The 20,977-nt window shown below is 59.5% G+C and carries 34 protein-coding genes; 32 read left to right on the top strand and 2 right to left on the bottom strand.

What is annotated here, in order from left to right; genetic code table 11:
* Positions 1 to 113: 113 nt before the first annotated feature.
* Positions 114 to 590 (bottom strand): YbjN domain-containing protein, encoded by a 477-nt coding sequence (locus tag AC3YOG_RS08160; RefSeq protein ID WP_489934716.1) that lies wholly within the window; start codon positions 588 to 590, stop codon positions 114 to 116.
* 461 nt (positions 591 to 1,051) lie between these two features.
* Between AC3YOG_RS08160 and rpsL the strand changes: the two genes are divergently transcribed.
* From rpsL to AC3YOG_RS08000, 32 genes are all read left to right on the top strand, one after another.
* On the top strand, positions 1,052 to 1,423 hold the full coding sequence (gene rpsL / locus AC3YOG_RS08155; RefSeq protein ID WP_046136734.1) for a 30S ribosomal protein S12: 372 nt from the start codon (positions 1,052 to 1,054) through the stop codon (positions 1,421 to 1,423).
* 10 nt (positions 1,424 to 1,433) lie between these two features.
* Positions 1,434 to 1,904: a 30S ribosomal protein S7 gene (gene rpsG / locus AC3YOG_RS08150; RefSeq protein ID WP_127752902.1), complete on the top strand. Its 471-nt coding sequence runs from the start codon at positions 1,434 to 1,436 to the stop codon at positions 1,902 to 1,904.
* Between the two features lie 12 nt (positions 1,905 to 1,916).
* The gene (gene fusA / locus AC3YOG_RS08145) at positions 1,917 to 4,007 is read left to right on the top strand and encodes an elongation factor G (protein ID WP_127752903.1); all 2,091 of its coding nucleotides are present in this window, start codon (positions 1,917 to 1,919) and stop codon (positions 4,005 to 4,007) included.
* Positions 4,008 to 4,060: 53 nt separating this feature from the next.
* Entirely contained in the window at positions 4,061 to 5,251 is a 1,191-nt protein-coding gene (tuf, locus tag AC3YOG_RS08140) for an elongation factor Tu (protein ID WP_127752904.1), read from the top strand.
* 67 nt (positions 5,252 to 5,318) lie between these two features.
* The gene (rpsJ, locus tag AC3YOG_RS08135) at positions 5,319 to 5,627 is read left to right on the top strand and encodes a 30S ribosomal protein S10 (RefSeq protein ID WP_072338649.1); all 309 of its coding nucleotides are present in this window, start codon (positions 5,319 to 5,321) and stop codon (positions 5,625 to 5,627) included.
* 87 nt (positions 5,628 to 5,714) lie between these two features.
* Entirely contained in the window at positions 5,715 to 6,416 is a 702-nt protein-coding gene (rplC, locus tag AC3YOG_RS08130) for a 50S ribosomal protein L3 (protein WP_127755207.1), read from the top strand.
* Positions 6,416 to 7,036, top strand: coding sequence for a 50S ribosomal protein L4 (gene rplD / locus AC3YOG_RS08125; RefSeq protein WP_127752905.1), 621 nt, complete (start codon positions 6,416 to 6,418; stop codon positions 7,034 to 7,036). The genes rplC and rplD overlap by 1 nt, the downstream gene beginning before the upstream one ends.
* Entirely contained in the window at positions 7,033 to 7,326 is a 294-nt protein-coding gene (locus AC3YOG_RS08120; RefSeq protein WP_127752906.1) for a 50S ribosomal protein L23, read from the top strand. The genes rplD and AC3YOG_RS08120 overlap by 4 nt, the downstream gene beginning before the upstream one ends.
* A gap of 15 nt (positions 7,327 to 7,341) precedes the next feature.
* Positions 7,342 to 8,181, top strand: coding sequence for a 50S ribosomal protein L2 (rplB, locus tag AC3YOG_RS08115; protein WP_127752907.1), 840 nt, complete (start codon positions 7,342 to 7,344; stop codon positions 8,179 to 8,181).
* A 3-nt stretch (positions 8,182 to 8,184) separates the two neighbouring features.
* On the top strand, positions 8,185 to 8,463 hold the full coding sequence (gene rpsS, locus AC3YOG_RS08110; RefSeq protein WP_126151783.1) for a 30S ribosomal protein S19: 279 nt from the start codon (positions 8,185 to 8,187) through the stop codon (positions 8,461 to 8,463).
* 1 nt (position 8,464) lies between these two features.
* Positions 8,465 to 8,845 carry a 50S ribosomal protein L22 gene (gene rplV, locus AC3YOG_RS08105; protein WP_127752908.1) on the top strand — a complete coding sequence of 127 codons (381 nt, stop codon included), beginning with the start codon at positions 8,465 to 8,467 and terminating at the stop codon, positions 8,843 to 8,845.
* Complete coding sequence (rpsC, locus tag AC3YOG_RS08100; RefSeq protein WP_127752909.1) at positions 8,845 to 9,594, top strand: 30S ribosomal protein S3; 750 nt, start codon at positions 8,845 to 8,847, stop codon at positions 9,592 to 9,594. The genes rplV and rpsC overlap by 1 nt, the downstream gene beginning before the upstream one ends.
* 15 nt (positions 9,595 to 9,609) lie before the next feature.
* On the top strand, positions 9,610 to 10,023 hold the full coding sequence (gene rplP / locus AC3YOG_RS08095) for a 50S ribosomal protein L16 (RefSeq protein WP_108459097.1): 414 nt from the start codon (positions 9,610 to 9,612) through the stop codon (positions 10,021 to 10,023).
* A gap of 11 nt (positions 10,024 to 10,034) precedes the next feature.
* Complete coding sequence (gene rpmC / locus AC3YOG_RS08090) at positions 10,035 to 10,229, top strand: 50S ribosomal protein L29 (RefSeq protein ID WP_046172875.1); 195 nt, start codon at positions 10,035 to 10,037, stop codon at positions 10,227 to 10,229.
* 12 nt (positions 10,230 to 10,241) lie between these two features.
* Positions 10,242 to 10,496 carry a 30S ribosomal protein S17 gene (gene rpsQ / locus AC3YOG_RS08085; protein ID WP_127752910.1) on the top strand — a complete coding sequence of 85 codons (255 nt, stop codon included), beginning with the start codon at positions 10,242 to 10,244 and terminating at the stop codon, positions 10,494 to 10,496.
* Positions 10,493 to 10,861 (top strand): 50S ribosomal protein L14, encoded by a 369-nt coding sequence (gene rplN, locus AC3YOG_RS08080; protein WP_046138380.1) that lies wholly within the window; start codon positions 10,493 to 10,495, stop codon positions 10,859 to 10,861. Before rpsQ ends, rplN begins: the two co-directional genes overlap by 4 nt.
* The gene (gene rplX / locus AC3YOG_RS08075) at positions 10,861 to 11,172 is read left to right on the top strand and encodes a 50S ribosomal protein L24 (protein WP_127752911.1); all 312 of its coding nucleotides are present in this window, start codon (positions 10,861 to 10,863) and stop codon (positions 11,170 to 11,172) included. The genes rplN and rplX overlap by 1 nt, the downstream gene beginning before the upstream one ends.
* Positions 11,165 to 11,722: a 50S ribosomal protein L5 gene (gene rplE / locus AC3YOG_RS08070; protein ID WP_127752912.1), complete on the top strand. Its 558-nt coding sequence runs from the start codon at positions 11,165 to 11,167 to the stop codon at positions 11,720 to 11,722. Before rplX ends, rplE begins: the two co-directional genes overlap by 8 nt.
* Positions 11,723 to 11,751: 29 nt before the next feature.
* A complete protein-coding gene (gene rpsN, locus AC3YOG_RS08065; RefSeq protein WP_127752913.1) occupies positions 11,752 to 12,057 on the top strand; it encodes a 30S ribosomal protein S14 in 306 nt (101 codons plus the stop codon).
* 12 nt (positions 12,058 to 12,069) lie between these two features.
* Entirely contained in the window at positions 12,070 to 12,468 is a 399-nt protein-coding gene (gene rpsH / locus AC3YOG_RS08060; protein WP_127752914.1) for a 30S ribosomal protein S8, read from the top strand.
* A 52-nt stretch (positions 12,469 to 12,520) separates the two neighbouring features.
* Positions 12,521 to 13,054, top strand: a complete 534-nt coding sequence (rplF, locus tag AC3YOG_RS08055) for a 50S ribosomal protein L6 (protein ID WP_127752915.1) — start codon at positions 12,521 to 12,523, stop codon at positions 13,052 to 13,054.
* A 12-nt stretch (positions 13,055 to 13,066) separates the two neighbouring features.
* The gene (rplR, locus tag AC3YOG_RS08050; RefSeq protein WP_127752916.1) at positions 13,067 to 13,429 is read left to right on the top strand and encodes a 50S ribosomal protein L18; all 363 of its coding nucleotides are present in this window, start codon (positions 13,067 to 13,069) and stop codon (positions 13,427 to 13,429) included.
* A gap of 21 nt (positions 13,430 to 13,450) precedes the next feature.
* A complete protein-coding gene (gene rpsE / locus AC3YOG_RS08045) occupies positions 13,451 to 13,984 on the top strand; it encodes a 30S ribosomal protein S5 (RefSeq protein ID WP_127752917.1) in 534 nt (177 codons plus the stop codon).
* Positions 13,985 to 14,010: 26 nt separating this feature from the next.
* Positions 14,011 to 14,199 carry a 50S ribosomal protein L30 gene (rpmD, locus tag AC3YOG_RS08040; protein ID WP_127752918.1) on the top strand — a complete coding sequence of 63 codons (189 nt, stop codon included), beginning with the start codon at positions 14,011 to 14,013 and terminating at the stop codon, positions 14,197 to 14,199.
* Between the two features lie 15 nt (positions 14,200 to 14,214).
* Positions 14,215 to 14,712: a 50S ribosomal protein L15 gene (gene rplO / locus AC3YOG_RS08035; protein ID WP_172123153.1), complete on the top strand. Its 498-nt coding sequence runs from the start codon at positions 14,215 to 14,217 to the stop codon at positions 14,710 to 14,712.
* Positions 14,713 to 14,760: 48 nt separating this feature from the next.
* Positions 14,761 to 16,098, top strand: a complete 1,338-nt coding sequence (secY, locus tag AC3YOG_RS08030) for a preprotein translocase subunit SecY (RefSeq protein WP_127752920.1) — start codon at positions 14,761 to 14,763, stop codon at positions 16,096 to 16,098.
* A complete protein-coding gene (locus AC3YOG_RS08025) occupies positions 16,095 to 16,664 on the top strand; it encodes an adenylate kinase (RefSeq protein WP_489934715.1) in 570 nt (189 codons plus the stop codon). The genes secY and AC3YOG_RS08025 overlap by 4 nt, the downstream gene beginning before the upstream one ends.
* A 176-nt stretch (positions 16,665 to 16,840) precedes the next feature.
* The gene (gene rpsM / locus AC3YOG_RS08020) at positions 16,841 to 17,209 is read left to right on the top strand and encodes a 30S ribosomal protein S13 (RefSeq protein ID WP_108398542.1); all 369 of its coding nucleotides are present in this window, start codon (positions 16,841 to 16,843) and stop codon (positions 17,207 to 17,209) included.
* Between the two features lie 83 nt (positions 17,210 to 17,292).
* Entirely contained in the window at positions 17,293 to 17,685 is a 393-nt protein-coding gene (gene rpsK / locus AC3YOG_RS08015) for a 30S ribosomal protein S11 (protein WP_127752922.1), read from the top strand.
* A 99-nt stretch (positions 17,686 to 17,784) separates the two neighbouring features.
* Positions 17,785 to 18,804 (top strand): DNA-directed RNA polymerase subunit alpha, encoded by a 1,020-nt coding sequence (locus tag AC3YOG_RS08010; protein ID WP_172123154.1) that lies wholly within the window; start codon positions 17,785 to 17,787, stop codon positions 18,802 to 18,804.
* Between the two features lie 32 nt (positions 18,805 to 18,836).
* On the top strand, positions 18,837 to 19,262 hold the full coding sequence (gene rplQ, locus AC3YOG_RS08005; RefSeq protein WP_127752924.1) for a 50S ribosomal protein L17: 426 nt from the start codon (positions 18,837 to 18,839) through the stop codon (positions 19,260 to 19,262).
* Between the two features lie 72 nt (positions 19,263 to 19,334).
* Complete coding sequence (locus AC3YOG_RS08000; RefSeq protein ID WP_489934714.1) at positions 19,335 to 20,405, top strand: NAD-dependent epimerase/dehydratase family protein; 1,071 nt, start codon at positions 19,335 to 19,337, stop codon at positions 20,403 to 20,405.
* Here the strand turns inward: AC3YOG_RS08000 and AC3YOG_RS07995 are convergent.
* Positions 20,384 to 20,914: a P-loop NTPase family protein gene (locus AC3YOG_RS07995; protein WP_248306953.1), complete on the bottom strand. Its 531-nt coding sequence runs from the start codon at positions 20,912 to 20,914 to the stop codon at positions 20,384 to 20,386. The two genes, AC3YOG_RS08000 and AC3YOG_RS07995, sit on opposite strands and share 22 nt — an antisense overlap.
* Positions 20,915 to 20,977: the final 63 nt, after the last annotated feature.

The following is a 20,977-nucleotide window of genomic DNA, read 5'->3' as shown; positions in this document are numbered from 1 at the left end:
TGCGATTTAGGGGAGGGGGCCGCAAGGCCCCCTTTCTTTATGCCGGCTGCACATGTCGCTCCCGCAGTGGCGGTTCAACGATGGCGAACGAGGCGGGGCAGCGGTCTAAGCGCCTAGGAGGGCGCCGTGTAACCGACGTGATCTGCGAATTGCTCGACCACCATGGTCCAAATTGCTATTTGCGAATTGAGGTAGGCCGGGCTCACCCCTTCGACCAGATCGATGTCCATCTCGACACACGCGTCCTTGTCCTGGTCGAGGTAGGCGCGGCTAAAACGCTTGGATGCATTCCACTCGTTGATCACCTCCAGCGTTGGCTTCACATCAACAAAGCCAAGAAAGAAGTTGATGTCCTCACAGTCGGCATTGTCCGTGCAGTTGCGGAACAAGATCTGATAGCCGACTTCTCCGATCTTGCCATTGATCAGTGGATCCCCGTTGGGCTGAGCCGAAAGGACTGCTGTACCGTACTCGGTTGCTGCCGCTAGAACCGCATCCACATCGGCCCCGGTAATCGCCTCTTGCCCTGTGGCAATGCCGGTAAAAGCGAGCACCATGAATGCGCCGGCAGTCCGTGCTATAACTCTCATCAAAACCTCCATGGTGGGCTGACAGCCAAGGGGCTGTTGCTCGATCGAACACTACACTTTCACTGCTTTGGAGGAAGGGCATCGCGCCCGAAAGGAGAGCATGGTTGAACCGCCATGAAGGTCGCAAATCTCAACATGCTGAATATTTGACGCATGCCCCCAATGCGCAAAATCACGAAAGAATCCTTGACGGAACGACTCTCCGCCTCTAAACAGCCCATACCTTAGCGGTCGGTCGTGATTGTCGCTTCGGGTACCTGCCACCTAGCGCGGGCATCCAGGACACTCAAACACACTGTGGGTAGATAGACGAAGTAAATCCTTGTGCGCATGACTGCCGCCTCTTATGGCGCGTGGTCCGCTGCAATTGAGGCGCCGCCATACCCCTTAGGGGGTCAGGTGAGCGCTATTTTGGTTTGCTTGTCACGATCGAAATGAATTTGGACGATGGAAAGAGCTCAATGCCGACCATTAATCAGCTGATCCGCAAACCACGCGCCAGCAAGCCCAAGCGGAACAAGGTTCCCGCAATGGAAGCCAATCCGCAGAAGCGCGGCGTGTGCTCCCGTGTCTATACGACCACTCCGAAAAAGCCGAACTCGGCCCTTCGCAAGGTCGCCAAGGTGCGCCTGACCAACTCCCGCGAGGTGATCTCGTACATTCCGGGCGAAGGCCACAACCTCCAGGAGCACTCGGTTGTGCTGATCCGTGGCGGTCGTGTTCGCGATCTTCCGGGTGTTCGTTACCACGTGCTCCGCGGTGTCCTTGACACCCAGAGCGTGAAGGACCGCAAGCAGCGTCGTTCGAAGTACGGCGCGAAGCGTCCGAAGTAAGGAGAGAGTCATGTCCCGTCGCCACCGCGCAGAAAAGCGTGACGTTATCCCTGATCCCAAGTTCGGTGATCTCGTCGTAACCAAGTTCATGAACTCCCTGATGAAGGACGGCAAGAAGTCCGCTGCCGAGTCCATCGTTTATGGTGCGTTCGACATCGTCGAAGCCAAGATCAAGCAGGACCCGATCACGGTGTTCCATACCGCGCTCGACAACATCCGTCCGGCTGTCGAAGTTCGTTCGCGCCGTGTTGGCGGTGCAACCTACCAGGTTCCCGTCGAAGTCCGTGCCGACCGTCAGCAGGCTCTTGCCATTCGCTGGCTGATCGACTCGGCCCGCAAGCGCGGTGAGAACACCATGCGTGAGCGCCTTTCTGGCGAGCTCATGGATGCTGTGAACGGGCGTGGTCAGGCCGTCAAGAAACGCGAAGATACGCACCGTATGGCTGACGCCAACCGTGCCTTCTCGCACTACCGCTGGTAGTAGGAGCGCCCTATGGCACGCGAATATCCAATTCCGCTCTATCGTAACTTCGGCATCATGGCGCACATCGATGCTGGCAAGACGACTACGACTGAGCGCATTCTGTACTACACCGGCAAGTCCCATAAGATCGGCGAAGTCCACGACGGCGCCGCGACCATGGACTGGATGGAGCAGGAGCAGGAACGCGGCATCACGATCACGTCTGCTGCCACCACCACGTTCTGGAAAGATCGGAACGGTACCCAGCACCGCTTCAACATCATCGACACCCCCGGCCACGTTGACTTCACCATTGAAGTTGAGCGTTCGCTGCGTGTGCTCGACGGCGCCGTTGCCCTGCTGGACGCCAATGCTGGTGTTGAGCCACAGACTGAGACCGTTTGGCGTCAGGCCGACAAGTACCGGGTTCCCCGTCTGATCTTCGTGAACAAGATGGACAAGATCGGCGCCGATTTTTATCGCTGCGTCGAGATGGTCGGTTCGCGTCTTGGTGCCAAGGGCGTTCCGGTGCAGCTGCCGATCGGCGCTGAGAATGAGTTCAAGGGCGTTGTCGACCTGATCGAGATGAACGCTCTGGTCTGGCGCAACGAAGAGCTTGGGGCCCAGTGGGACGTTGTTGAGATCCCCGAAGACCTCAAGGACAAAGCCGAGAAGTATCGCGAAGCGCTGATCGAAGCCGCGGTTGAACTCGACGACGACGCCATGGAAGCGTATCTGAACGGCGAAGTGCCGAACAACGATACGATCCGCCGGCTGCTCCGTCGCGGTGTCATCGATGCGAAGTTCTTCCTGATCTTTGCGGGCTCCGCCTTCAAGAACAAGGGCGTGCAGCCTCTGCTGGACGGCGTGATCGACTACCTGCCGTCGCCTGCTGACGTTCCGGCCATCCAGGGTATCGATGCCCGTACGGAGGCACCGATCGAGCGTCACGCCGACGACAATGAGCCGCTCTCGATGCTGGCTTTCAAGATTGCCAACGATCCGCATATGGGTTCGTTGACCTTCTGCCGCATCTACTCGGGTCACATCGAGCAGGGCGCAATGCTGGAAAACACGGTCAAGGAAAAGCGCGAACGCGTCGGCCGTATGTTCCAGATGCACGCCAACAGCCGCGAGCAGATCACCGAAGCCTTCGCTGGCGACATCGTCGCTATCGTTGGCCTCAAGGACACGACCACGGGCGATACGCTTTGCGCGCAGAATGCTCCGGTTATCCTTGAACGCATGATCTTCCCCGAGCCGGTTATCGATATCTCGGTTGAACCGAAGTCGAAGGCCGACCAGGAAAAGATGGGTCTTGCGCTCAATCGTCTTGCTGCCGAGGATCCGTCGTTCCGCGTCAAGACTGACGAAGAATCGGGTCAGACCATCATCTCGGGCATGGGCGAGTTGCACCTCGACATTCTCGTTGACCGCATGCGTCGCGAGTTCAAGGTGGAAGCCAATATCGGTCAGCCTCAGGTGGCTTATCGTGAGACCATCACCCGCAAGGCCGATGTGGACTATACCCACAAGAAGCAGTCGGGTGGTTCGGGCCAGTTCGCTCGTGTCAAGCTGACGGTTGAGCCAGGTGAAGTCGGCAAGGGTCTTGAGTTCGTCAACGCCGTTGTTGGTGGCTCGGTGCCCAAGGAATACATCCCGGGCGTCGAAAAGGGCGTGAAGTCGGTGATGGCTGCCGGTCCGTTGATCGGGTTCCCGATCGTGGACGTCAAGGTGACGCTGACCGAAGGCGCCTACCACGATGTTGACTCCTCGGTGCTGGCATTCGAAATCGCCGGTCGTGCTGGTTTCAACGAAGGTCTTCGTAAAGCGGCTCCAAAAATCCTGGAGCCCATCATGAAGGTTGAAGTTGTCACGCCGGAAGATTACATGGGCGACGTCATCGGCGACCTGAACTCCCGTCGGGGCCAAATTCATGGAACCGAGAGTCGTGGTGTCCTTCAGGTGGTGAATGCCTATGTGCCGCTCGCGAACATGTTCGGCTATGTGAACTCGCTGCGCTCCATGAGCCAGGGTCGTGCACAATATACGATGACGTTCGACCACTACGAGCAAGTGCCACAGGCAGTCGCTGACGAAGTCCAGGCCAAGTACGCCTAAACAAGAAACTGAAACTAGGTTGGCCGCAGGGCTAACCGATACGGAGAGAAGCAATGGGCAAGGAAAAGTTTTCCCGCAATAAGCCTCACTGCAACATCGGCACCATCGGTCACGTTGACCATGGCAAGACCTCGCTGACCGCAGCCATCACCAAGGTTCTGGCCGAAACCGGTGGCGCGACCTTCAAGGCGTACGACCAGATCGACGCGGCGCCCGAAGAAAAGGCCCGTGGCATCACCATCAACACCGCTCACGTTGAGTATGAGACTGCCAATCGGCACTACGCTCACGTGGACTGCCCCGGCCACGCCGACTATGTGAAGAACATGATCACCGGCGCAGCCCAGATGGACGGCGCGATCCTGGTCGTGTCGGCTGCTGACGGCCCAATGCCCCAGACGCGCGAGCACATCTTGCTGGCCCGTCAGGTTGGCGTGCCTGCTCTCGTGGTGTTCCTGAACAAGTGCGACATGGTCGACGATCCGGAACTGCTTGAGCTGGTTGAGCTGGAAGTCCGCGAGCTCCTGAGCTCGTACGAATTCCCCGGCGATGATATCCCGATCACCAAGGGCTCGGCCTTGGCCGCTCTCGAGGACTCGGACAAGGCTCTTGGTCACGACGCCGTTCTGGCGCTGATGAAGACCGTTGACGAGTACATCCCGCAGCCAGAGCGTCCTGTTGACCAGCCGTTCCTGATGCCGATCGAAGACGTGTTCTCGATCTCGGGTCGTGGTACTGTGGTGACCGGTCGCGTTGAACGCGGCATCGTCAAGGTTGGCGAAGAAGTCGAAATCGTCGGCATCAAGGCAACCCAGAAGACCACCGTTACGGGTGTCGAAATGTTCCGCAAGCTGCTCGACTCGGGCCAGGCTGGCGACAACATCGGCGCGCTGATCCGTGGTATCGACCGCACCCAGGTGGAGCGTGGTCAGGTTCTGTGCAAGCCCGGTTCCGTGACCCCACACACCGACTTCGTTGCTGAGGCCTATATCCTCACCAAGGAAGAAGGCGGCCGTCACACCCCGTTCTTCGGTAACTACCGTCCGCAGTTCTACTTCCGGACCACCGACGTGACCGGTATCGTGACCCTGCCGGAAGGCACGGAAATGGTTATGCCTGGTGACAACATCAACATGAACGTTCAGCTGATCGTTCCGATCGCAATGGAAGAGAAGCTCCGCTTCGCTATCCGTGAAGGTGGCCGCACCGTCGGCGCCGGCGTGGTCGCCAAGATCCTTAAGTAAGAGCGACTGTTTATTCGCGGCGCGCGGATTGACGCGCGCCGCGTCCATTTCTGTCAGGATTCACAAGATGAACGGTCAAAATATTCGCATCAGGCTCAAGGCCTTTGACCATCGTGTGCTCGATAGCTCGACCCGCGAGATCGTCAATACGGCCAAGCGTACGGGCGCGCAGGTACGCGGCCCAATTCCGTTGCCGACGCGGATCGAGAAGTTCACCGTCAACCGCTCGCCGCACATCGACAAGAAGTCGCGCGAGCAGTTCGAGATCCGGACCCACAAGCGTCTTCTCGACATCGTGGATCCGACTCCGCAGACGGTTGATGCACTGATGAAGCTCGACCTCGCCGCCGGTGTGGACGTCGAAATCAAGCTCTAAGTGACATAATTTTCGCGCTTGCCGCCGACAGGGTCCTCTTGGGAAACAATGACCCGGCACAGCGCCAGTTTGAAAAGGTTTAAACCGATGCGTTCTGGATTGATCGCACAGAAGCTGGGCATGACCCGCATTTTCACCGATGACGGCGCGCATGTGCCGGTCACGGTGCTTGAGCTGCAGAACTGCCAGGTGGTAGGTCAGCGGACTGCGGAAAAAGACGGCTATGTGGCGTTGCAGCTCGGTGCTGGGCAGGCGAAAGCCAAGAATACGACCAAGGCAGAACGCGGCCAGTTCGCCGTCGCCAAGGTCGAGCCAAAGCGCCACGTCGCTGAGTTCCGCGTTGATGAGGCCAACCTCATCGAGGTCGGCGCGCAGCTGCAGGCTGACCACTTTGTCGAAGGCCAGCTGGTGGATGTCACCGGCACCTCGATTGGTAAGGGTTTTGCCGGCGGTATGAAGCGCTGGAACTTTGGTGGTCTGCGCGCGACCCACGGTGTGTCTGTGTCGCACCGTTCGATCGGTTCGACCGGTGGCCGTCAGGACCCGGGCAAGACCTTCAAGAACAAGAAGATGCCGGGCCATATGGGCGATCGTCGCATCACCACGCAGAACCTCAAGGTCGTCAAGACCGATGTCGAGCGCGGTTTGATCATGATCCAGGGTTCGGTCCCCGGCGCCAAGGGCGCTTGGATCATGATCAAGGACGCCGTCAAGAAGCCCGCGCCCAAGGATGCGGCTTTCCCCGGTTCGTTCAAGCCCGCCGCTGATGTTGCGGGGGAGGCAGTATAATGGAACTCCAGGTAACCACTCTTGATGGCCAGTCGAACGGCAGCGTTACGCTTGCTGACGACGTGTTCGGCCTCGAAGTGCGGCAGGACATCCTGCACCGCATGGTTCGCTACCAGCAGCTCAAGGCCATGTCCGGCACGCACGATGTCAAGCATCGTTCGGAAGGCGTGCGCACGGGCAAGAAGTTTGTGAAGCAGAAGGGTTCGGGCGGCGCCCGTCACGGCGATCGCAAGGCTCCCCAGTTCCGTGGTGGTGGCCGTGCATTCGGTCCGACCCCGCGCAGCCATGCGATCGATCTTCCCAAGAAGGTCCGCGCCCTGGCACTCAAGCATGCTTTGTCGGCCAAGGCTAAGGCAGGCGATCTGATCGTCCTGGATAGCGTTGCGACTGCTGCTCCCAAGACTGCGGCGCTTCGCACCGTGTTCGGCAACTTGGCCTGGTCCAATGCGCTGATCATCGATGGTGCGGCTGTGGACCAGAACTTCGCTCTGGCCGCCCGCAACATTCCGCACATCGACGTGCTGCCGGTGCAGGGGATCAACGTTGTTTCGATCCTCAAGCGTGAAAAGCTCGTCCTGACCAAGGCAGCGCTCGAAGCGCTGGAAGCGAGGTTCGCATGAACAAGCTTAGCGCTTACGACATCGTCCGCAATCCAGTGGTGACTGAAAAGTCGACCATGGCTTCGGAAAACAACCAGGTTGTTTTCGATGTGGCAATCGATGCCAGCAAGACCGAGATCAAGGCCGCCGTCGAGCAGCTCTTCCAGGTCAAGGTGAAGGCAGTTAACACCCTCGTCCGCAAGGGCAAGGTGAAGCGTTTCCGCGGCAAGATCGGCGTTCGTAACGACGTCAAGAAGGCCATCGTGACCCTCGTCGACGGCCAGTCGATCGATATTTCGACCGGCCTCTAAGGGACAGAGACAAAAATGGCTCTAAAAACTTACAATCCCACCTCCGAAGGCCGTCGTCAGCTGATCACGACCGATCGTTCGGAACTCTGGAAGGGCGCTCCGGTCAAGACCTTGACCGAGGGTTTGTCCAAAAAGGGCGGCCGCAACAACCGTGGACGCATCACTGCGTTCCACCGTGGCGGCGGTCACAAGCGGACCTATCGTCTGGTTGACTTCAAGCGCGTCAAGTTCGACTCGGTCGGCACTGTCGAGCGGCTGGAATATGATCCCAACCGTACCGCCTGGATCGCCCTGGTGATCTACGAAGACGGCGAGAAGGCTTACATCATTGCGCCGCAGCGTTTGTCGGCTGGTGACAAGGTCATCTCTTCGATGAACGGCGCCGACGTGAAGCCCGGCAATGCAATGCCGCTCGAGCGTATGCCCGTTGGCACGATCGTGCACAACATTGAGCTTAAGCCCCGCAAGGGCGGTCAGGTCGCTCGCTCGGCTGGTGCTTATGCCCAGTATGTTGGTCGCGACCAGGGTTGGGCGATCCTGCGCCTGAACTCGGGTGAACAGCGCCGCGTGCATGGCACTTGCCTTGCAACCGTTGGTGCGGTTTCCAACCAGGACCACTCCAACACCTCGCTCGGCAAGGCCGGCCGGTCGCGTTGGCTGGGTCGCAAGCCCGTCACCCGCGGCGTGGCCATGAACCCGATCGATCACCCGCATGGTGGTGGTGAAGGCCGCACCTCTGGTGGCCGTCACCCGGTTACGCCTTGGGGCAAGCCGACCAAGGGCAAGAAGACTCGCAGCAACAAGGCAACGGACAAGTTCATCGTTCGTAGCCGCCACGTTAAGAAGGGCAGGTAAAACATGACCCGTTCGATTTGGAAGGGGCCGTTTGTTGACGGCTATCTGCTCAAGAAGGCCGAGAAGGCCCAGTCGTCAGGCCGCAGCGATGTGGTCAAGATCTGGAGCCGCCGCTCGACCATTCTGCCGCAGTTTGTCGGCATCACCTTCGGCGTCCACAACGGCCAGAAGCATGTTCCGGTGAACGTCACTGAAGACATGATCGGCCACAAGTTCGGCGAATTCGCTCCTACCCGTACCTATTACGGGCATGCGGCCGACAAGAAGGCCAAGAGGAAGTAAGATGGGCAAGCCAAAAACCCAGCGTTCGCTCAAGGACAACGAGGCCAAGGCTGTGCTGCGCATGCTGCGCATCAGCCCGCAGAAGCTCAACCTTCTGGCTCAGCTGATCCGTGGCAAGAAGGTCGAGAAGGCTCTGGCCGAACTCGAGTTCTCGCACAAGCGCATTTCCGGCCAGGTCAAGAAGGTGCTCGAGAGCGCCATCGCGAACGCCGAGAACAACCATGGCCTCGATACCGACGCGCTCGTCGTCGCCGAAGCCTATGTCGGCAACTCGCTTGTCATGAAGCGTTTCACGGCTCGTGGCCGTGGCCGGTCGTCGCGGATCGAGAAGCCTTTCGCGCATCTGACGATCATCGTCCGGCAAGTTGAGGAGGCCGCATAATGGGCCAGAAGATCAATCCAATCGGCTTCCGCCTGGGCATCAACCGCACCTGGGACAGCCGCTGGTTCGCCAACAAGGGCGAATACGGTTCGCTGCTGCAGGAAGACCTCAAGATCCGCGAGACGCTTCTTGAGGACCTCAAGGCCGCTGCTGTTTCGAAGATCGTCATCGAGCGTCCGCACCGTAAGTGCCGCGTGTCGATCCACACCGCCCGTCCGGGCATCGTGATCGGCAAGAAGGGCGCAGACATCGACAAGATCCGCGCCAAGGTCAAGAAGTACACCGACAGCGAAGTGCACATCAACATCGTTGAAGTGCGCAAGCCGGAAACCGATGCGACCCTCGTTGCCCAAGGCATTGCCCAGCAGCTGGAACGTCGTGTTGCCTTCCGCCGCGCCATGAAGCGTGCTGTGCAGACCGCAATTCGCATGGGCGCCGGTGGCATCCGCGTGAATGTTGGTGGTCGCCTTGGTGGCGCTGACATCGCTCGTACCGAATGGTACCGCGAAGGTCGCGTTCCGCTGCACACCCTGCGTGCTGATATCGACTACGGCACTGCCGAAGCCGAAACCACGTATGGCATCATCGGTATCAAGGTCTGGATCTTCAAGGGTGAAGTTCTCGAGCACGATCCCACTGCCCATGAGCGTCGCGCGACTGAAGGCAACGATGCCGGTGGTCAGCGTAGCGAACGCAGCGAGCGTGGTCCGCGGCCTGATCGCGGTGACCGCGATCGTGAACGCGCATAAGAAGGTTAGTTCATTATGCTGCAACCAAAAAAGACTAAGTTCCGCAAGGCGCACAAGGGCCGTATCCACGGCGTCGCCAAGGGCGGCACCGAGCTTGCCTTCGGCCAGTATGCCCTCAAGGCGACTGAGCCAGAGCGGGTAACCGCTCGCCAGATCGAAGCTGCTCGTCGCGCCATCACCCGCGAGATGAAGCGCCAGGGTCGTGTCTGGATCCGTATCTTCCCAGATGTGCCGGTTTCCAAGAAGCCGACTGAAGTGCGTATGGGTAAGGGCAAGGGTTCGGTTGAATTCTGGGCTGCTCGTGTTAAACCGGGCCGCATTGTATTCGAGATCGACGGCGTCCCCGAGGACGTTGCCAAGGAAGCGCTGCGCCTTGGCGCAATGAAGCTTCCGATCATGACGCGGGTTGTTACCCGCATTGCCGACTAAGGACTGCGAGCATGAAAGCCAGTGATGTGCGGAGCAAGACCGCAGACGAACTGAAGGATCAGCTCGTCGACCTCAAGAAAGAACAGTTCAACCTGCGTTTCCAGCGTGCTACCCAGCAGCTGGAAAAGCCGGCCCAGGTAAAGTCCGTCCGCCGCGACATCGCGCGGATCAAGACGATCCTCGGCGAAAAGAACGCAGCGAAGTAAGGAGCCGCGACCATGCCAAAGCGCGTTTTGCAGGGGACTGTGGTCTCCGACGCCAATGAGAAGACGGTCGTGGTGCGCGTTGAGCGCCGCTTCACGCATCCCGTGATGAAGAAGACGGTTCGCCGGTCCAAGAAGTATCACGCCCATGACGAGGCCAATCTGGCCAAGGTCGGGCAGATCGTTTGGATCGAAGAGTGTGCGCCGATTTCCAAGAACAAGCGCTGGACGCTGGTTCAGGACGCGGCTCAGGAAGGTGCTACGCCATGATCCAGATGCAGTCCAATCTCGATGTTGCCGACAACTCCGGCGCCAAGCGGGTCATGTGCATCAAGGTACTGGGCGGTTCGCACCGCAAGTACGCTTCGGTCGGCGACATCATCGTTGTCTCCGTCAAGGATGCCATTCCACGTGGCCGTGTCAAGAAGGGCCAGGTCATGAAGGCCGTGGTCGTTCGCACCGCGTTCGACATCCGTCGTCCCGATGGCACCGTAATCCGCTTCGACAAGAATGCCGCGGTTCTGATCAACAATCAGAAAGAGCCAATCGGCACTCGTATCTTCGGACCAGTTCCGCGCGAGCTTCGCGCCAAGAACCACATGAAGATCATTTCGCTCGCGCCAGAGGTGCTGTAATGGCTGCCAAGATTAAAAAGGGCGACAAGGTCGTCGTCCTGGCCGGCAAGGACAAGGGCAAGACCGGGCAGGTCCTGCAGGTCATCCCGACCGAAACCAAGGCGCTGGTCCAGGGTATCAACCTGGTTCGTCGCCACACTAAGCAGACCGCGTCGACCGATGCAGGGATCTTCACCAAGGAAGCCCCGATCCATTTGTCGAACATCGCGCTCGCCGATAAGGATGGCAAGCCCACCCGCGTCGGTTTCCAGATCAACGACGGCGTCAAGACGCGCGTTGCCAAGTCGACCGGAGATGTGATCGATGGCTGAGACCGCTTACATTCCGCGGCTTCGTACCGAGTATGAAGAAAATATCCGCAAGGTTCTTCAGGAGCAGTTCTCCTACAAGAACGTCATGGAAATGCCCAAGCTCGACAAGATCGTGCTGAATATGGGCGTTGGCGAAGCTGTCAACGACACCAAGAAGGTCAAGAGCGCTGCAGGCGATCTGGAAAAGATTGCCGGCCAGAAGCCCGTGATCACCCATGCTCGCAAGTCGATCGCTGGCTTCAAGGTGCGCGAAGACATGCCGCTGGGCGTTAAGGTCACGCTGCGCAAGACGCGCATGTATGAATTCCTTGACCGTCTGGTCAACATTGCGCTGCCCCGCGTGCGAGATTTCCGCGGCCTCAATCCGAATTCATTTGACGGCCGTGGCAACTACGCTATGGGCATCAAGGAACATATCATCTTCCCGGAAATCAACTACGATCAGGTTGACCAGGTCTGGGGCATGGACATCGTCATTGCGACGACGGCCAAGAGCGATGATGAGGCGCGCGCGCTTCTCAAGGCATTCAACTTCCCGTTCCGCCAGTAAGCGGGCAGGGGAAGGATAAGGAACAGGACATGGCCAAGACCAGCTCCATTGAAAAGAACAAGAAGCGCGTTGCGCTCGCCAAGCAGTATGCCGGCAAGCGCGCAGCTCTCAAGGCGCAGACCAAGGATCAGTCGATCCCCATTGATCAGCGTTTCGCCGCCCAGCTCAAGCTGGCCGAACTGCCGCGCAATTCCGCCAAGGTGCGGGTGCGCAACCGTTGTGAAGTGTCGGGTCGTCCACGCGCTTACTATCGTAAGCTCAAGATGAGCCGTATTGCCCTGCGTGAGCTGGGCAACATGGGCATGATTCCCGGCCTCGTGAAGTCGAGCTGGTAAGGAGAATCTGAGATGAGCTTTTCCGATCCCATCGGCGATATGCTGACCCGCATCCGCAATGCCCAGTTGCGCCGCAAGACTTCCGTGTCCACGCCGGCTTCCACGCTGCGTGGCCGTGTCCTGGACGTGCTTCAGTCCGAAGGCTTCATCCGCGGCTATTCGGAAACCAAGTTCGAGAACGGCGCTGCCGAATACGAAATCGAACTGAAGTATGCCGAAAACGACCCCGTGATTCGCACCATCGAGCGCGTTTCGCGTCCGGGCCGTCGCGTTTATGCGTCGGTCAAGAATATTCCCCAGGTTGCGAATGGCCTGGGTGTGTCGATCCTCTCCACCCCCAAGGGTGTGATGGCCGACCACGAAGCCAAGGCCGCCAATGTCGGTGGCGAGGTACTCTGCCGCGTGTTCTAGGGCTTGTGCCCTGGATCCACGGTAAGACGATTACTCAAGGATTGAACTGAAAATGTCACGTACTGGCAAGAAACCGGTTGCACCGGTGAGTGGCGTTACGGTGACCGTCAATGGTCGCACCGTAACCGCCAAGGGGCCCAAGGGCGAGCTGAGCCTGCCCCTCATGGAAGTTGTCAATGTTGAGCAGGGCGACGACGGCATCACCGTTGTTCCGGCCAACGACACCCGTGAGGCGCGCGCTGCCTGGGGCACCACCCGTGCACTGATCCAGAACATGGTCACCGGTGTCAGCACGGGCTTTGAAAAGCGGCTGGCGATCCAGGGTGTTGGTTATCGCGCTGCAATGCAGGGCAAGGACATCAAGCTTTCGCTTGGGTTCAGCCACGAAGTGATCTACCAAGCCCCTGCGGGCATCACGCTTGCTGTCCCTGCACCGACCGAGATCATCGTAACCGGTACGGACAAGCAGCAGGTTGGCCAGGTTGCGGCCAATATCCGCGAGTGGCGTGCTCCAGAGCCCTACAAGGGCAAGGGCGTGCGGTACCTGGGCGAACAGGTCTTCCGCAAAGAAGGCAAGAAGAAGTAAGGAGCGCCAGCTATGGCTATTAGTGCAAAAGGTGCGGAGCGCCGCAAGGCCCGTGTCCGCAAGGCGCTCAAGGCTCGTGCCTTCGGTCGTCCGCGTCTGTCGGTTTTCCGTTCGGACAAGAATATCTACGCTCAGATCATCGATGACACGACGGGTCGCACCCTTGCGGCCGCTTCGACGCTCGACAAGGACATCAAGTCCAGTGTTGCCAATGGCAGCACCGCCGAGGCTGCAGCAGCGATCGGCAAGTTGATTGCCGAGCGCGGCACCCAGGCTGGCGTTGCCGAAGTCGTCTTCGACCGTGGGTCGTACATCTATCACGGCCGTGTAAAGGCCCTTGCAGAGGCAGCCCGCGAGGGCGGTCTGCAGTTCTAAGACACGGCAAGGAAAAACATTATGAGCAGAGACGTTCAAGAACGCGAAAGCGAATTCGTCGATCGCCTGGTCCACATCAACCGTGTGGCTAAGGTGGTCAAGGGTGGCCGTCGCTTCGGCTTTGCAGCGCTTGTTGTTGTTGGCGACCAGAAGGGCCGCGTTGGCTTTGGTCACGGCAAGGCGCGTGAAGTTCCAGAAGCAATCCGCAAGGCCACAGAGCAGGCGAAGCGGCAGATGATCCGCGTACCCCTGCGCGACGCTCGTACGCTGCACCACGATGTGCAGGGTCGTCACGGCGCCGGCAAGGTGATCCTGCGCGCAGCCGTTCCCGGTACCGGCATCATTGCTGGTGGTCCGATGCGCGCTGTGTTCGAAACTCTTGGCATCAACGACATCGTTGCTAAGTCGCAGGGCACTGCAAACCCATACAACATGGTGCGGGCTACCTTTGATGCGCTCAAGCGCGTTGATAGCCCTCGCTCGGTGGCCTCCCGTCGTGGCCTAAAGGTTTCCGAACTGCAGGCTCGCCGCGGCGAAGCTGCCGTCGAAGTCTGATCGCACCACCTAGTCGGAGATTAAAAATGGCTGATGGCAAAACCATTACCGTCCAGCAGATCGGATCACCGATCCGCCGTGACAAGGTGCAGCGTGCAACCCTGATCGGTCTGGGGCTGAACAAGATGAACAAGAAGCGCGAGCTGATTGATACGCCCGAAGTGCGCGGCATGATCAACAAGCTCCCGCACCTCGTCCGCGTAATCGGCGAGTAGGAAAGAAGGTCCCCCATGACCCGTTTGAACGAACTTCGTGATAATCCAGGCTCCAGCAAGACCCGTATCCGCGTAGGCCGCGGTATCGGTTCGGGCAAGGGCAAGACCGGTGGTCGCGGTGGCAAGGGCCAGACCGCACGCTCAGGCGTGGCGATCAACGGTTTTGAAGGCGGCCAGATGCCCCTTCACATGCGTATGCCAAAGCGCGGCTTCAATCCGCCGAACCCCAAGGACTGGAACCAGATCCGTATCGATCGCATCCAGAACTACATCGATAGCGGCAAGCTGGACGTGTCCGGTATTGTCGATGCTCAGGCTCTTGTTGCTGCCGGCGTGATCCGTCGCGTCAAGGACGGCGTGCGCCTGATCGGTGCTGAGGGTTTCACCGCCTCCAAGGTCACCTTCAAGGTTGATTATGCAACCAAGGGTGCGCTTGCAGCTATTGAATCTGCAGGCGGCAAGGTCGATTTGCTCAAGGCAAAGTCGACGGCAGAGGACGCACAGGCCGAGTGATTTCACTCGGTCTTACGCGCCTGGCCTTAAAGCCATAGGGAGCGATGCATGGCGTCCGCAGCCGAGCAACTAGCTCGTAATCTAAACTTCTCGACCTTCTCGAAGGCCAAGGCCCTTCAGCAGCGCATCTGGTTCACACTGGGCGCGCTGCTCGTTTATCGTCTTGGCACTTTTATTCCCGTTCCTGGCATTGATCCGGACGCGTTCCGCGCGACCTTCGAACAATCCCAGCAGGGCATTATCGGCATGTTCAACATGTTCGCCGGCGGTGCCGTCGAACGCATGGCGATCTTTGCCCTCAACCTGATCCCCTATATCACGGCTTCGATCGTCGTGCAGGTGATCGCCACCGCATCGCCTCGTCTTGAGGCGCTCAAGAAAGAAGGCGAAGCTGGCCGTCGCAAGATGAACCAGTACACGCGCTATCTTGCCGTGGTGTTTTGTGCCGTTCAGGCTTACGGCATCGCCGTCGGACTGGAGGGCAGCCAGGGCGTTGTGCTCAATCCAGGTTGGTTCTTCCGTATCTCGACGGTGATCACGCTGGTTGGCGGCACCATGTTCCTGATGTGGCTGGGCGAACAGATCACTGCACGCGGCGTGGGCAACGGCATTTCCTTGATCATCTTTGCCGGTATCGTCGCCAACCTGCCGACCACGATCGTTCAGACTTTCGAGCTGAGCCGGACCGGTGCTTTGCCGCCCCTGGCTGGCTTTGGCATTGTGCTGCTTTCGATTGCGGTGATTGCCTTCATCGTGTTCTTCGAACGCGCCCAGCGCCGGCTACTGATCCAGTATCCAAAGCGCCAGGTCGGCAACAAGATGTTCCAGGGTGACACCTCGCATCTGCCGCTCAAGCTCAACACGGCAGGCGTGATCCCGGTGATCTTCGGTTCATCGCTCCTGCTGCTGCCTGCAACCATCGCGTCCTTTGCCGCTCAAGGCAACGCGCCGCAATGGCTTCAGGTGACCACTGCGCTGCTCGGTCGTGGGCAACCACTTTACCTTGCGCTCTTTGCCTTCTTCATCATCTTCTTTGCCTTCTTCTACACGGCGATCGTCTTCAATCCGCAGGAAACTGCCGACAATCTCAAGCGCTCCGGCGGCTTCATTCCGGGCATCCGTCCTGGCGAACGGACCGCTCAGTACATCGACTATGTGCTGACTCGTATCACTCTGATCGGCGCGCTTTATCTGACTGTCGTGGCGCTGATTCCCGAGTTGATCCACAACCAGCTGGCGGTGAGCCAGTTCATCGGCGGCACCTCGCTGCTGATCATGGTGACGGTGACGCTCGATACGGTTAGCCAGATCCAGAGCCATCTGATTGCGCAGCAATATGAAGGGCTGGTCAAGAAGTCTCGTCTGGGTGGGGGCAAACGTCGATGAGGTTGATCCTGTTGGGGCCGCCAGGAGCGGGCAAGGGGACACAAGCAAAAATCCTGCTGGAGACCTACGGAATTCCGCAGCTCTCCACCGGGGACATCCTGAGGTCGGCTATTGCGGCCAAGACCCCGTTGGGGCTTGAGGCCAAGGCCATTGTGGATCGTGGGGATCTAGTTTCCGACGAGATCGTCAATGGCATCGTTGCTGAACGGCTCGATGCACAGGACTGCCAGCCCGGCTTTATCCTCGACGGCTTTCCCCGCACCATTGCCCAGGCGGAAGCCTTGGGTGAGATGCTGGCGGCCAAGGGTGTCAAGCTCGACGCAGTGGTCGAGATCAAGGCCGATCCCGATGTTTTGGTCCAGCGCGTGATCAATCGCGCCAAGGAAAGTGGCGGCGCTCGCGCCGACGACAACGAGGACGTGCTGCGCAAGCGCCTTGCCGTTTACGGCGAGCAAACCGCGCCGTTGGTTGCCTATTACAGTGGCAAGGGTCTACTGCGAACTGTGGACGGCATGGCGCCGGTCACCGCAGTGACCGATGCCATCAAGGCGGCCATCGAGCACTGAAGGCAGATTTGGCAGGGCAGTTGACTCTGGCTTGTCAAGTCCTTAAAGAACCGCGTCAGTTCCATAGATTATTGGGCTGGATTCGGTTCCTCAATTGGTTGGGGGTCGAAATCCGGTCCCTTGTTGTTTAAGGCACGGGCCGTGACGGTATCCGTGTTGAATGAAGGAGAGCAGACGTGGCTCGTATTGCTGGCGTCAATATCCCGACGAATAAGCGCGTGATCATCGCGTTGCAGTATATCCACGGGATCGGTGACAAGTTCGCCGAGGATATCTGCACCAAGGTTGGCATTCCAGCCGAGCGCCGCGTCAATGAATTGACCGACGCTGAAGTTATCCAGATCCGTGAAACCATCGACCGCGACTATGTTGTGGAAGGTGATCTGCGCCGCAATGTGGCAATGAACATCAAGCGTCTGATGGACCTGGGCAATTATCGCGGCCTGCGCCACCGTCGTGGTCTACCGGTTCGCGGTCAGCGTACCCATACCAATGCCCGCACCCGCAAGGGTCCGGCCAAGCCGATTGCCGGCAAGAAGAAGTAAGAACCCATTTTGGGGTTCTTCGATGTAGCTGCCGGGGCCGCCCTAAGGCTGACGGCAGCGTAGATATCGATCAGAGGAATTAAATGGCTAAGACTGAAACCACGCGCGTCCGCCGCAAGGAGCGCAAGAATATCACGTCGGGTGTTGCTCACGTGAATGCATCCTTCAACAATACCATGGTCACCATCGCTGACATGCAGGGCAACACGATTTCGTGGAGCTCGTCCGGTGTGATGGGCTTCAAGGGTTCTCGTAAGTCGACCCCGTACGCGGCTCAGGTCGCTGCTGAAGATGCTGCCAAGAAGGCTCAGGAACACGGCATGAAGACCCTCGAGGTTGAAGTGCGCGGTCCTGGTTCGGGTCGCGAGTCCGCGCTGCGCGCTCTCCAGGCTGCCGGTTTCAACGTCACCTCGATCCGTGACGTCACTTCGATCCCGCACAACGGCTGCCGTCCGCGCAAGCGGCGCCGCGTTTAATAGAGCAGTCAAGAGCTCCCGGCCGGGGCGGCCGGGAGTCTTATTGCGTTTGCGGCGGTGCGGCCGGGCGAGGGCCGCGATTTTGAAAGGACAAGAACCGTGACGATCCAGAGGAACTGGCAAGAACTGATTAAGCCGACCAAGCTGGAGATTGTTTCGGGCAGCGATAACGCGCGCGTGGCCTCGGTTGTTGCCGAGCCGCTTGAGCGCGGTTACGGGCTTACCCTTGGTAACGCCCTGCGTCGCGTGCTGCTGTCGTCGCTTCAGGGCGCGGCGGTGACGGCAATCCAGATTGATGGCATTCTGCACGAATTCTCCTCGCTGCCGGGCGTGCGCGAGGACATGACCGACCTTGTCCTCAACGTGAAAGAGATCGCGTTGAAGATGGGCGGCGAAGGCCCAAAGCGTCTGCAGCTCACGCGGCAGGGGCCGGGCGCTGTAACCGCGGGCGACATCAAGGTCACCGGCGATATCGAAGTGCTGAACCCCGATTTCGTGATCTGCCATCTTGATGATGGCGCCGAGATCAATATCGAGTTCACTGTGAACACCGGTAAGGGCTATGTGCCTGCCGACAAGAACCGTCCTGAAGACGCGCCGATCGGGTACATCCCGGTGGACTCGCTGTTTTCGCCGGTTCGTCGCGTGTCCTACAAGGTTGATGCCACCCGCGCTGGTGAATCGCTCGACAAGGACAAGCTGACGCTGCAGGTAGAAACCAATGGCGCGATCTCGCCGGATGATGCCGTGGCATACGCCGCCCGCATCCTGCAGGATCAGCTCTCGGTGTTCGTGAACTTCGAAGAGCCCAGCAAGGAAAAGGCGCAGGATTCCGTGCCCGAGCTGGCCTTCAATCCGGCGCTGCTCAAGAAGGTCGACGAACTCGAGCTTTCGGTGCGTTCGGCCAACTGCCTCAAGAACGACAACATCGTTTACATCGGCGACCTGATCCAGAAGACGGAAGCCGAGATGCTGCGGACCCCGAACTTCGGCCGCAAGTCGCTCAACGAAATCAAGGAAGTCCTGGCACAGATGGGGCTTCATCTCGGAATGGACGTCAACAACTGGCCACCCGAGAATATCGATGACCTCGCCAAGCGCTACGAAGATCATTATTGATCGCGCGCTGCCAAGCACTTTAGGAGACCACCATGCGCCACGGTAATTCAGGCCGCAAACTCAACCGTACGGCCAGCCATCGCAAGGCGATGTTTGCCAACATGTCCGCCGCGCTGATCAAGCACGAGCAGATCGTCACCACGCTTCCCAAGGCCAAGGACCTGCGTCCGATCGTCGAGAAGCTCGTCACCCTCGCTAAGCGCGGCGACCTGCATGCCCGCCGTCAGGCTATCGCTCAGATCCGTGACGAAGGCCAGGTTGCCAAGCTGTTCGCAGTGCTCGGCCCGCGTTATGCCGAGCGTCAGGGCGGCTATATCCGCATCATGAAGGCCGGCTTCCGCTATGGCGACAATGCGCCCATGGCCGTGATCGAGTTTGTTGATCGTGACGTCAATGCGAAGGGCCAGGACAGCGGCCCGGTACAGTATCGCGACGAAGACGAGTCCGAAGCCGCGTAAGCGCTCAGACCCATAGACTTTTAGAAGCGGCTGCGGTTCACTCCGTGGCCGCTTTTGTTTTTGGGTGCCGCAATGCAGTCTGGTCGGATCCTGGTCACCGGTGCGAGTGGGTTTGTCGGAAAGTGGACCGTCCTCGAGTTGCTGCGCGCCGGTTTTGACGTACGCGGCACGGTGCGCTCCGAAGGCAAGGCAGAGGCCGTCCGCAAGACTGTCGCCGCCGAGTTGGGGCAGGGGGTCTTGTCACGCCTGCAACTCGTCAAGCTCGACCTGATGCACGATCGGGGTTGGCGGGACGCGATGATCGGGGTGGATGCGATTGTCCATGTCGCAGCCCAGATCCTCGGTATCGAACCCAAAGATCCGCAGGAGGTTATCGCCCCGGCCGTAGAGGGCACCGAGCGGGTCTTGCGCTTTGCCGTGGTCACGGGGGTCAAACGCGTGGTGATGACGTCTTCAATCGCCACCGTCGGCTATGGCCATGGGCATGTCACGGGCCAGCGGGTTTACACCGAGGAGCACTTCACCGATCTCGCCGCGATGAAGTTCACCTGGGCCTATTGCGTGGGCAAGACCAAGGCTGAACGCGCCGCCTGGGCTTATGCGCGCTCCGAGGGCTTGGCGCTGACCACGATCCACCCTGGCGCCATCCTGGGACCGGCGCTCGACGATGATGCCAGTGTGTCCCTGCGCATGGTCTCGGGGCTTCTGGAGGGCTCTACGCCCGCCATGCCCAGCAATGGCTTTTCGGTGGTGGATGTCCGCGACGTGGCCGCGATGCACGTTGCCGCGCTCCAGCAGTCATCCTCTGCCGGGCACCGTTATCTGGCGACCTCGGACTATGTGCCGTTTCCCGATGTGGCCGAAATCTTGCGCAGCGCCTATCCCGACCGGGCCATCACCCGCAAACAGGTGCCCGATTGGTTGATTAAGCTGCTGGCGCGGTTTGGCGGGCCCACGCGCCAGATCATCAATGATATCGGCAACCAGAAACATTACGATCGCACCAAAGGGGAGGGCTTGCTTGGCCGCCCCTTCATCAGCGGGCGGGATGCCATTCTCGCCACCGCCGAAAGCGTGATCCGGCTCGGCTTGGTAAAGCCGACCGATGCCAACACGCCGGCTCAGAGCGCCCAGGCACAATAAAGCGCCTTCACCTCATCGAGGCTCCGGCAGAACACCACGGGCAGGCCGGCCTCCGCCGCCAGCAGGTTCAGGCGATCAGTGCTGCGCCGCGTCTTCCAGATCCAGCGGATCATCGCCCATTTGACGCTGTCCTTGTTGCCTTCGAGGCTGCCGGCACGGCGCTTCTGCAACAGGGTTCGCCTGAGATAGCGCAGATGGCGCCGGATGAAATGGTCATCGAGAATGATGACGCCGGTAGCACGCTGAAGGCGCTGCGGCAGCAGTAGCGAATAGTTGCCGTCCATCACCCAACGCTCACAACGGATGGCCTCGTCGTGTAGCTGGTGAAACTGTGCATCCGGGCGCAACTGCCAGTCCGTGCCCGGCAGGTGCCGAAGCTGGTCGAGGTGCACCGGTGTCGCTCCAAGCTTCTGGGCGAGGGCAACGCACAGCGTTGACTTGCCGGCATTGCTGGGCCCCATGATCACGATGCGCTCGCCCATGGCGGCCAGCGGCGGCAATTGCGGCATCTTCCTCCTCCCCAAAACGAAAAGGCCACCCCGATGGTCTGGGGTGGCCCTTGTTCAGCTGTT

Source organism: Devosia sp. Z6_126, from assembly GCF_058133495.1.
Note: the sequence above shows the minus strand (reverse complement) of the source record. Positions and strands in the feature narration are given on the sequence as shown.

What these genes read in the sequence shown, in the direction of transcription:
- rplR (WP_127752916.1), top strand. Translation starts at nt 13,067, where the DNA reads ATGGCTATTAGTGCAAAAGGTGCGGAGCGCCGCAAGGCCCGTGTCCGC.
- AC3YOG_RS07995 (WP_248306953.1), bottom strand. Translation starts at nt 20,914, where the DNA reads ATGCCGCAATTGCCGCCGCTGGCCGCCATGGGCGAGCGCATCGTGATC.
- AC3YOG_RS08025 (WP_489934715.1), top strand. Translation starts at nt 16,095, where the DNA reads ATGAGGTTGATCCTGTTGGGGCCGCCAGGAGCGGGCAAGGGGACACAA.
- rpsG (WP_127752902.1), top strand. Translation starts at nt 1,434, where the DNA reads ATGTCCCGTCGCCACCGCGCAGAAAAGCGTGACGTTATCCCTGATCCC.
- rplF (WP_127752915.1), top strand. Translation starts at nt 12,521, where the DNA reads ATGTCACGTACTGGCAAGAAACCGGTTGCACCGGTGAGTGGCGTTACG.
- rpsL (WP_046136734.1), top strand. Translation starts at nt 1,052, where the DNA reads ATGCCGACCATTAATCAGCTGATCCGCAAACCACGCGCCAGCAAGCCC.
- rplX (WP_127752911.1), top strand. Translation starts at nt 10,861, where the DNA reads ATGGCTGCCAAGATTAAAAAGGGCGACAAGGTCGTCGTCCTGGCCGGC.
- rpsH (WP_127752914.1), top strand. Translation starts at nt 12,070, where the DNA reads ATGAGCTTTTCCGATCCCATCGGCGATATGCTGACCCGCATCCGCAAT.
- rplC (WP_127755207.1), top strand. Translation starts at nt 5,715, where the DNA reads ATGCGTTCTGGATTGATCGCACAGAAGCTGGGCATGACCCGCATTTTC.
- rpsN (WP_127752913.1), top strand. Translation starts at nt 11,752, where the DNA reads ATGGCCAAGACCAGCTCCATTGAAAAGAACAAGAAGCGCGTTGCGCTC.
- rplV (WP_127752908.1), top strand. Translation starts at nt 8,465, where the DNA reads ATGGGCAAGCCAAAAACCCAGCGTTCGCTCAAGGACAACGAGGCCAAG.
- AC3YOG_RS08000 (WP_489934714.1), top strand. Translation starts at nt 19,335, where the DNA reads ATGCAGTCTGGTCGGATCCTGGTCACCGGTGCGAGTGGGTTTGTCGGA.
- fusA (WP_127752903.1), top strand. Translation starts at nt 1,917, where the DNA reads ATGGCACGCGAATATCCAATTCCGCTCTATCGTAACTTCGGCATCATG.
- rplE (WP_127752912.1), top strand. Translation starts at nt 11,165, where the DNA reads ATGGCTGAGACCGCTTACATTCCGCGGCTTCGTACCGAGTATGAAGAA.
- AC3YOG_RS08120 (WP_127752906.1), top strand. Translation starts at nt 7,033, where the DNA reads ATGAACAAGCTTAGCGCTTACGACATCGTCCGCAATCCAGTGGTGACT.
- rplN (WP_046138380.1), top strand. Translation starts at nt 10,493, where the DNA reads ATGATCCAGATGCAGTCCAATCTCGATGTTGCCGACAACTCCGGCGCC.
- AC3YOG_RS08160 (WP_489934716.1), bottom strand. Translation starts at nt 590, where the DNA reads ATGAGAGTTATAGCACGGACTGCCGGCGCATTCATGGTGCTCGCTTTT.
- rplD (WP_127752905.1), top strand. Translation starts at nt 6,416, where the DNA reads ATGGAACTCCAGGTAACCACTCTTGATGGCCAGTCGAACGGCAGCGTT.
- rplP (WP_108459097.1), top strand. Translation starts at nt 9,610, where the DNA reads ATGCTGCAACCAAAAAAGACTAAGTTCCGCAAGGCGCACAAGGGCCGT.
- rpsQ (WP_127752910.1), top strand. Translation starts at nt 10,242, where the DNA reads ATGCCAAAGCGCGTTTTGCAGGGGACTGTGGTCTCCGACGCCAATGAG.
- rplO (WP_172123153.1), top strand. Translation starts at nt 14,215, where the DNA reads ATGACCCGTTTGAACGAACTTCGTGATAATCCAGGCTCCAGCAAGACC.
- rpsC (WP_127752909.1), top strand. Translation starts at nt 8,845, where the DNA reads ATGGGCCAGAAGATCAATCCAATCGGCTTCCGCCTGGGCATCAACCGC.
- secY (WP_127752920.1), top strand. Translation starts at nt 14,761, where the DNA reads ATGGCGTCCGCAGCCGAGCAACTAGCTCGTAATCTAAACTTCTCGACC.
- rpmC (WP_046172875.1), top strand. Translation starts at nt 10,035, where the DNA reads ATGAAAGCCAGTGATGTGCGGAGCAAGACCGCAGACGAACTGAAGGAT.
- tuf (WP_127752904.1), top strand. Translation starts at nt 4,061, where the DNA reads ATGGGCAAGGAAAAGTTTTCCCGCAATAAGCCTCACTGCAACATCGGC.
- rpsJ (WP_072338649.1), top strand. Translation starts at nt 5,319, where the DNA reads ATGAACGGTCAAAATATTCGCATCAGGCTCAAGGCCTTTGACCATCGT.
- rpsK (WP_127752922.1), top strand. Translation starts at nt 17,293, where the DNA reads ATGGCTAAGACTGAAACCACGCGCGTCCGCCGCAAGGAGCGCAAGAAT.
- rplQ (WP_127752924.1), top strand. Translation starts at nt 18,837, where the DNA reads ATGCGCCACGGTAATTCAGGCCGCAAACTCAACCGTACGGCCAGCCAT.
- rpmD (WP_127752918.1), top strand. Translation starts at nt 14,011, where the DNA reads ATGGCTGATGGCAAAACCATTACCGTCCAGCAGATCGGATCACCGATC.
- rpsE (WP_127752917.1), top strand. Translation starts at nt 13,451, where the DNA reads ATGAGCAGAGACGTTCAAGAACGCGAAAGCGAATTCGTCGATCGCCTG.
- rpsS (WP_126151783.1), top strand. Translation starts at nt 8,185, where the DNA reads ATGACCCGTTCGATTTGGAAGGGGCCGTTTGTTGACGGCTATCTGCTC.
- rplB (WP_127752907.1), top strand. Translation starts at nt 7,342, where the DNA reads ATGGCTCTAAAAACTTACAATCCCACCTCCGAAGGCCGTCGTCAGCTG.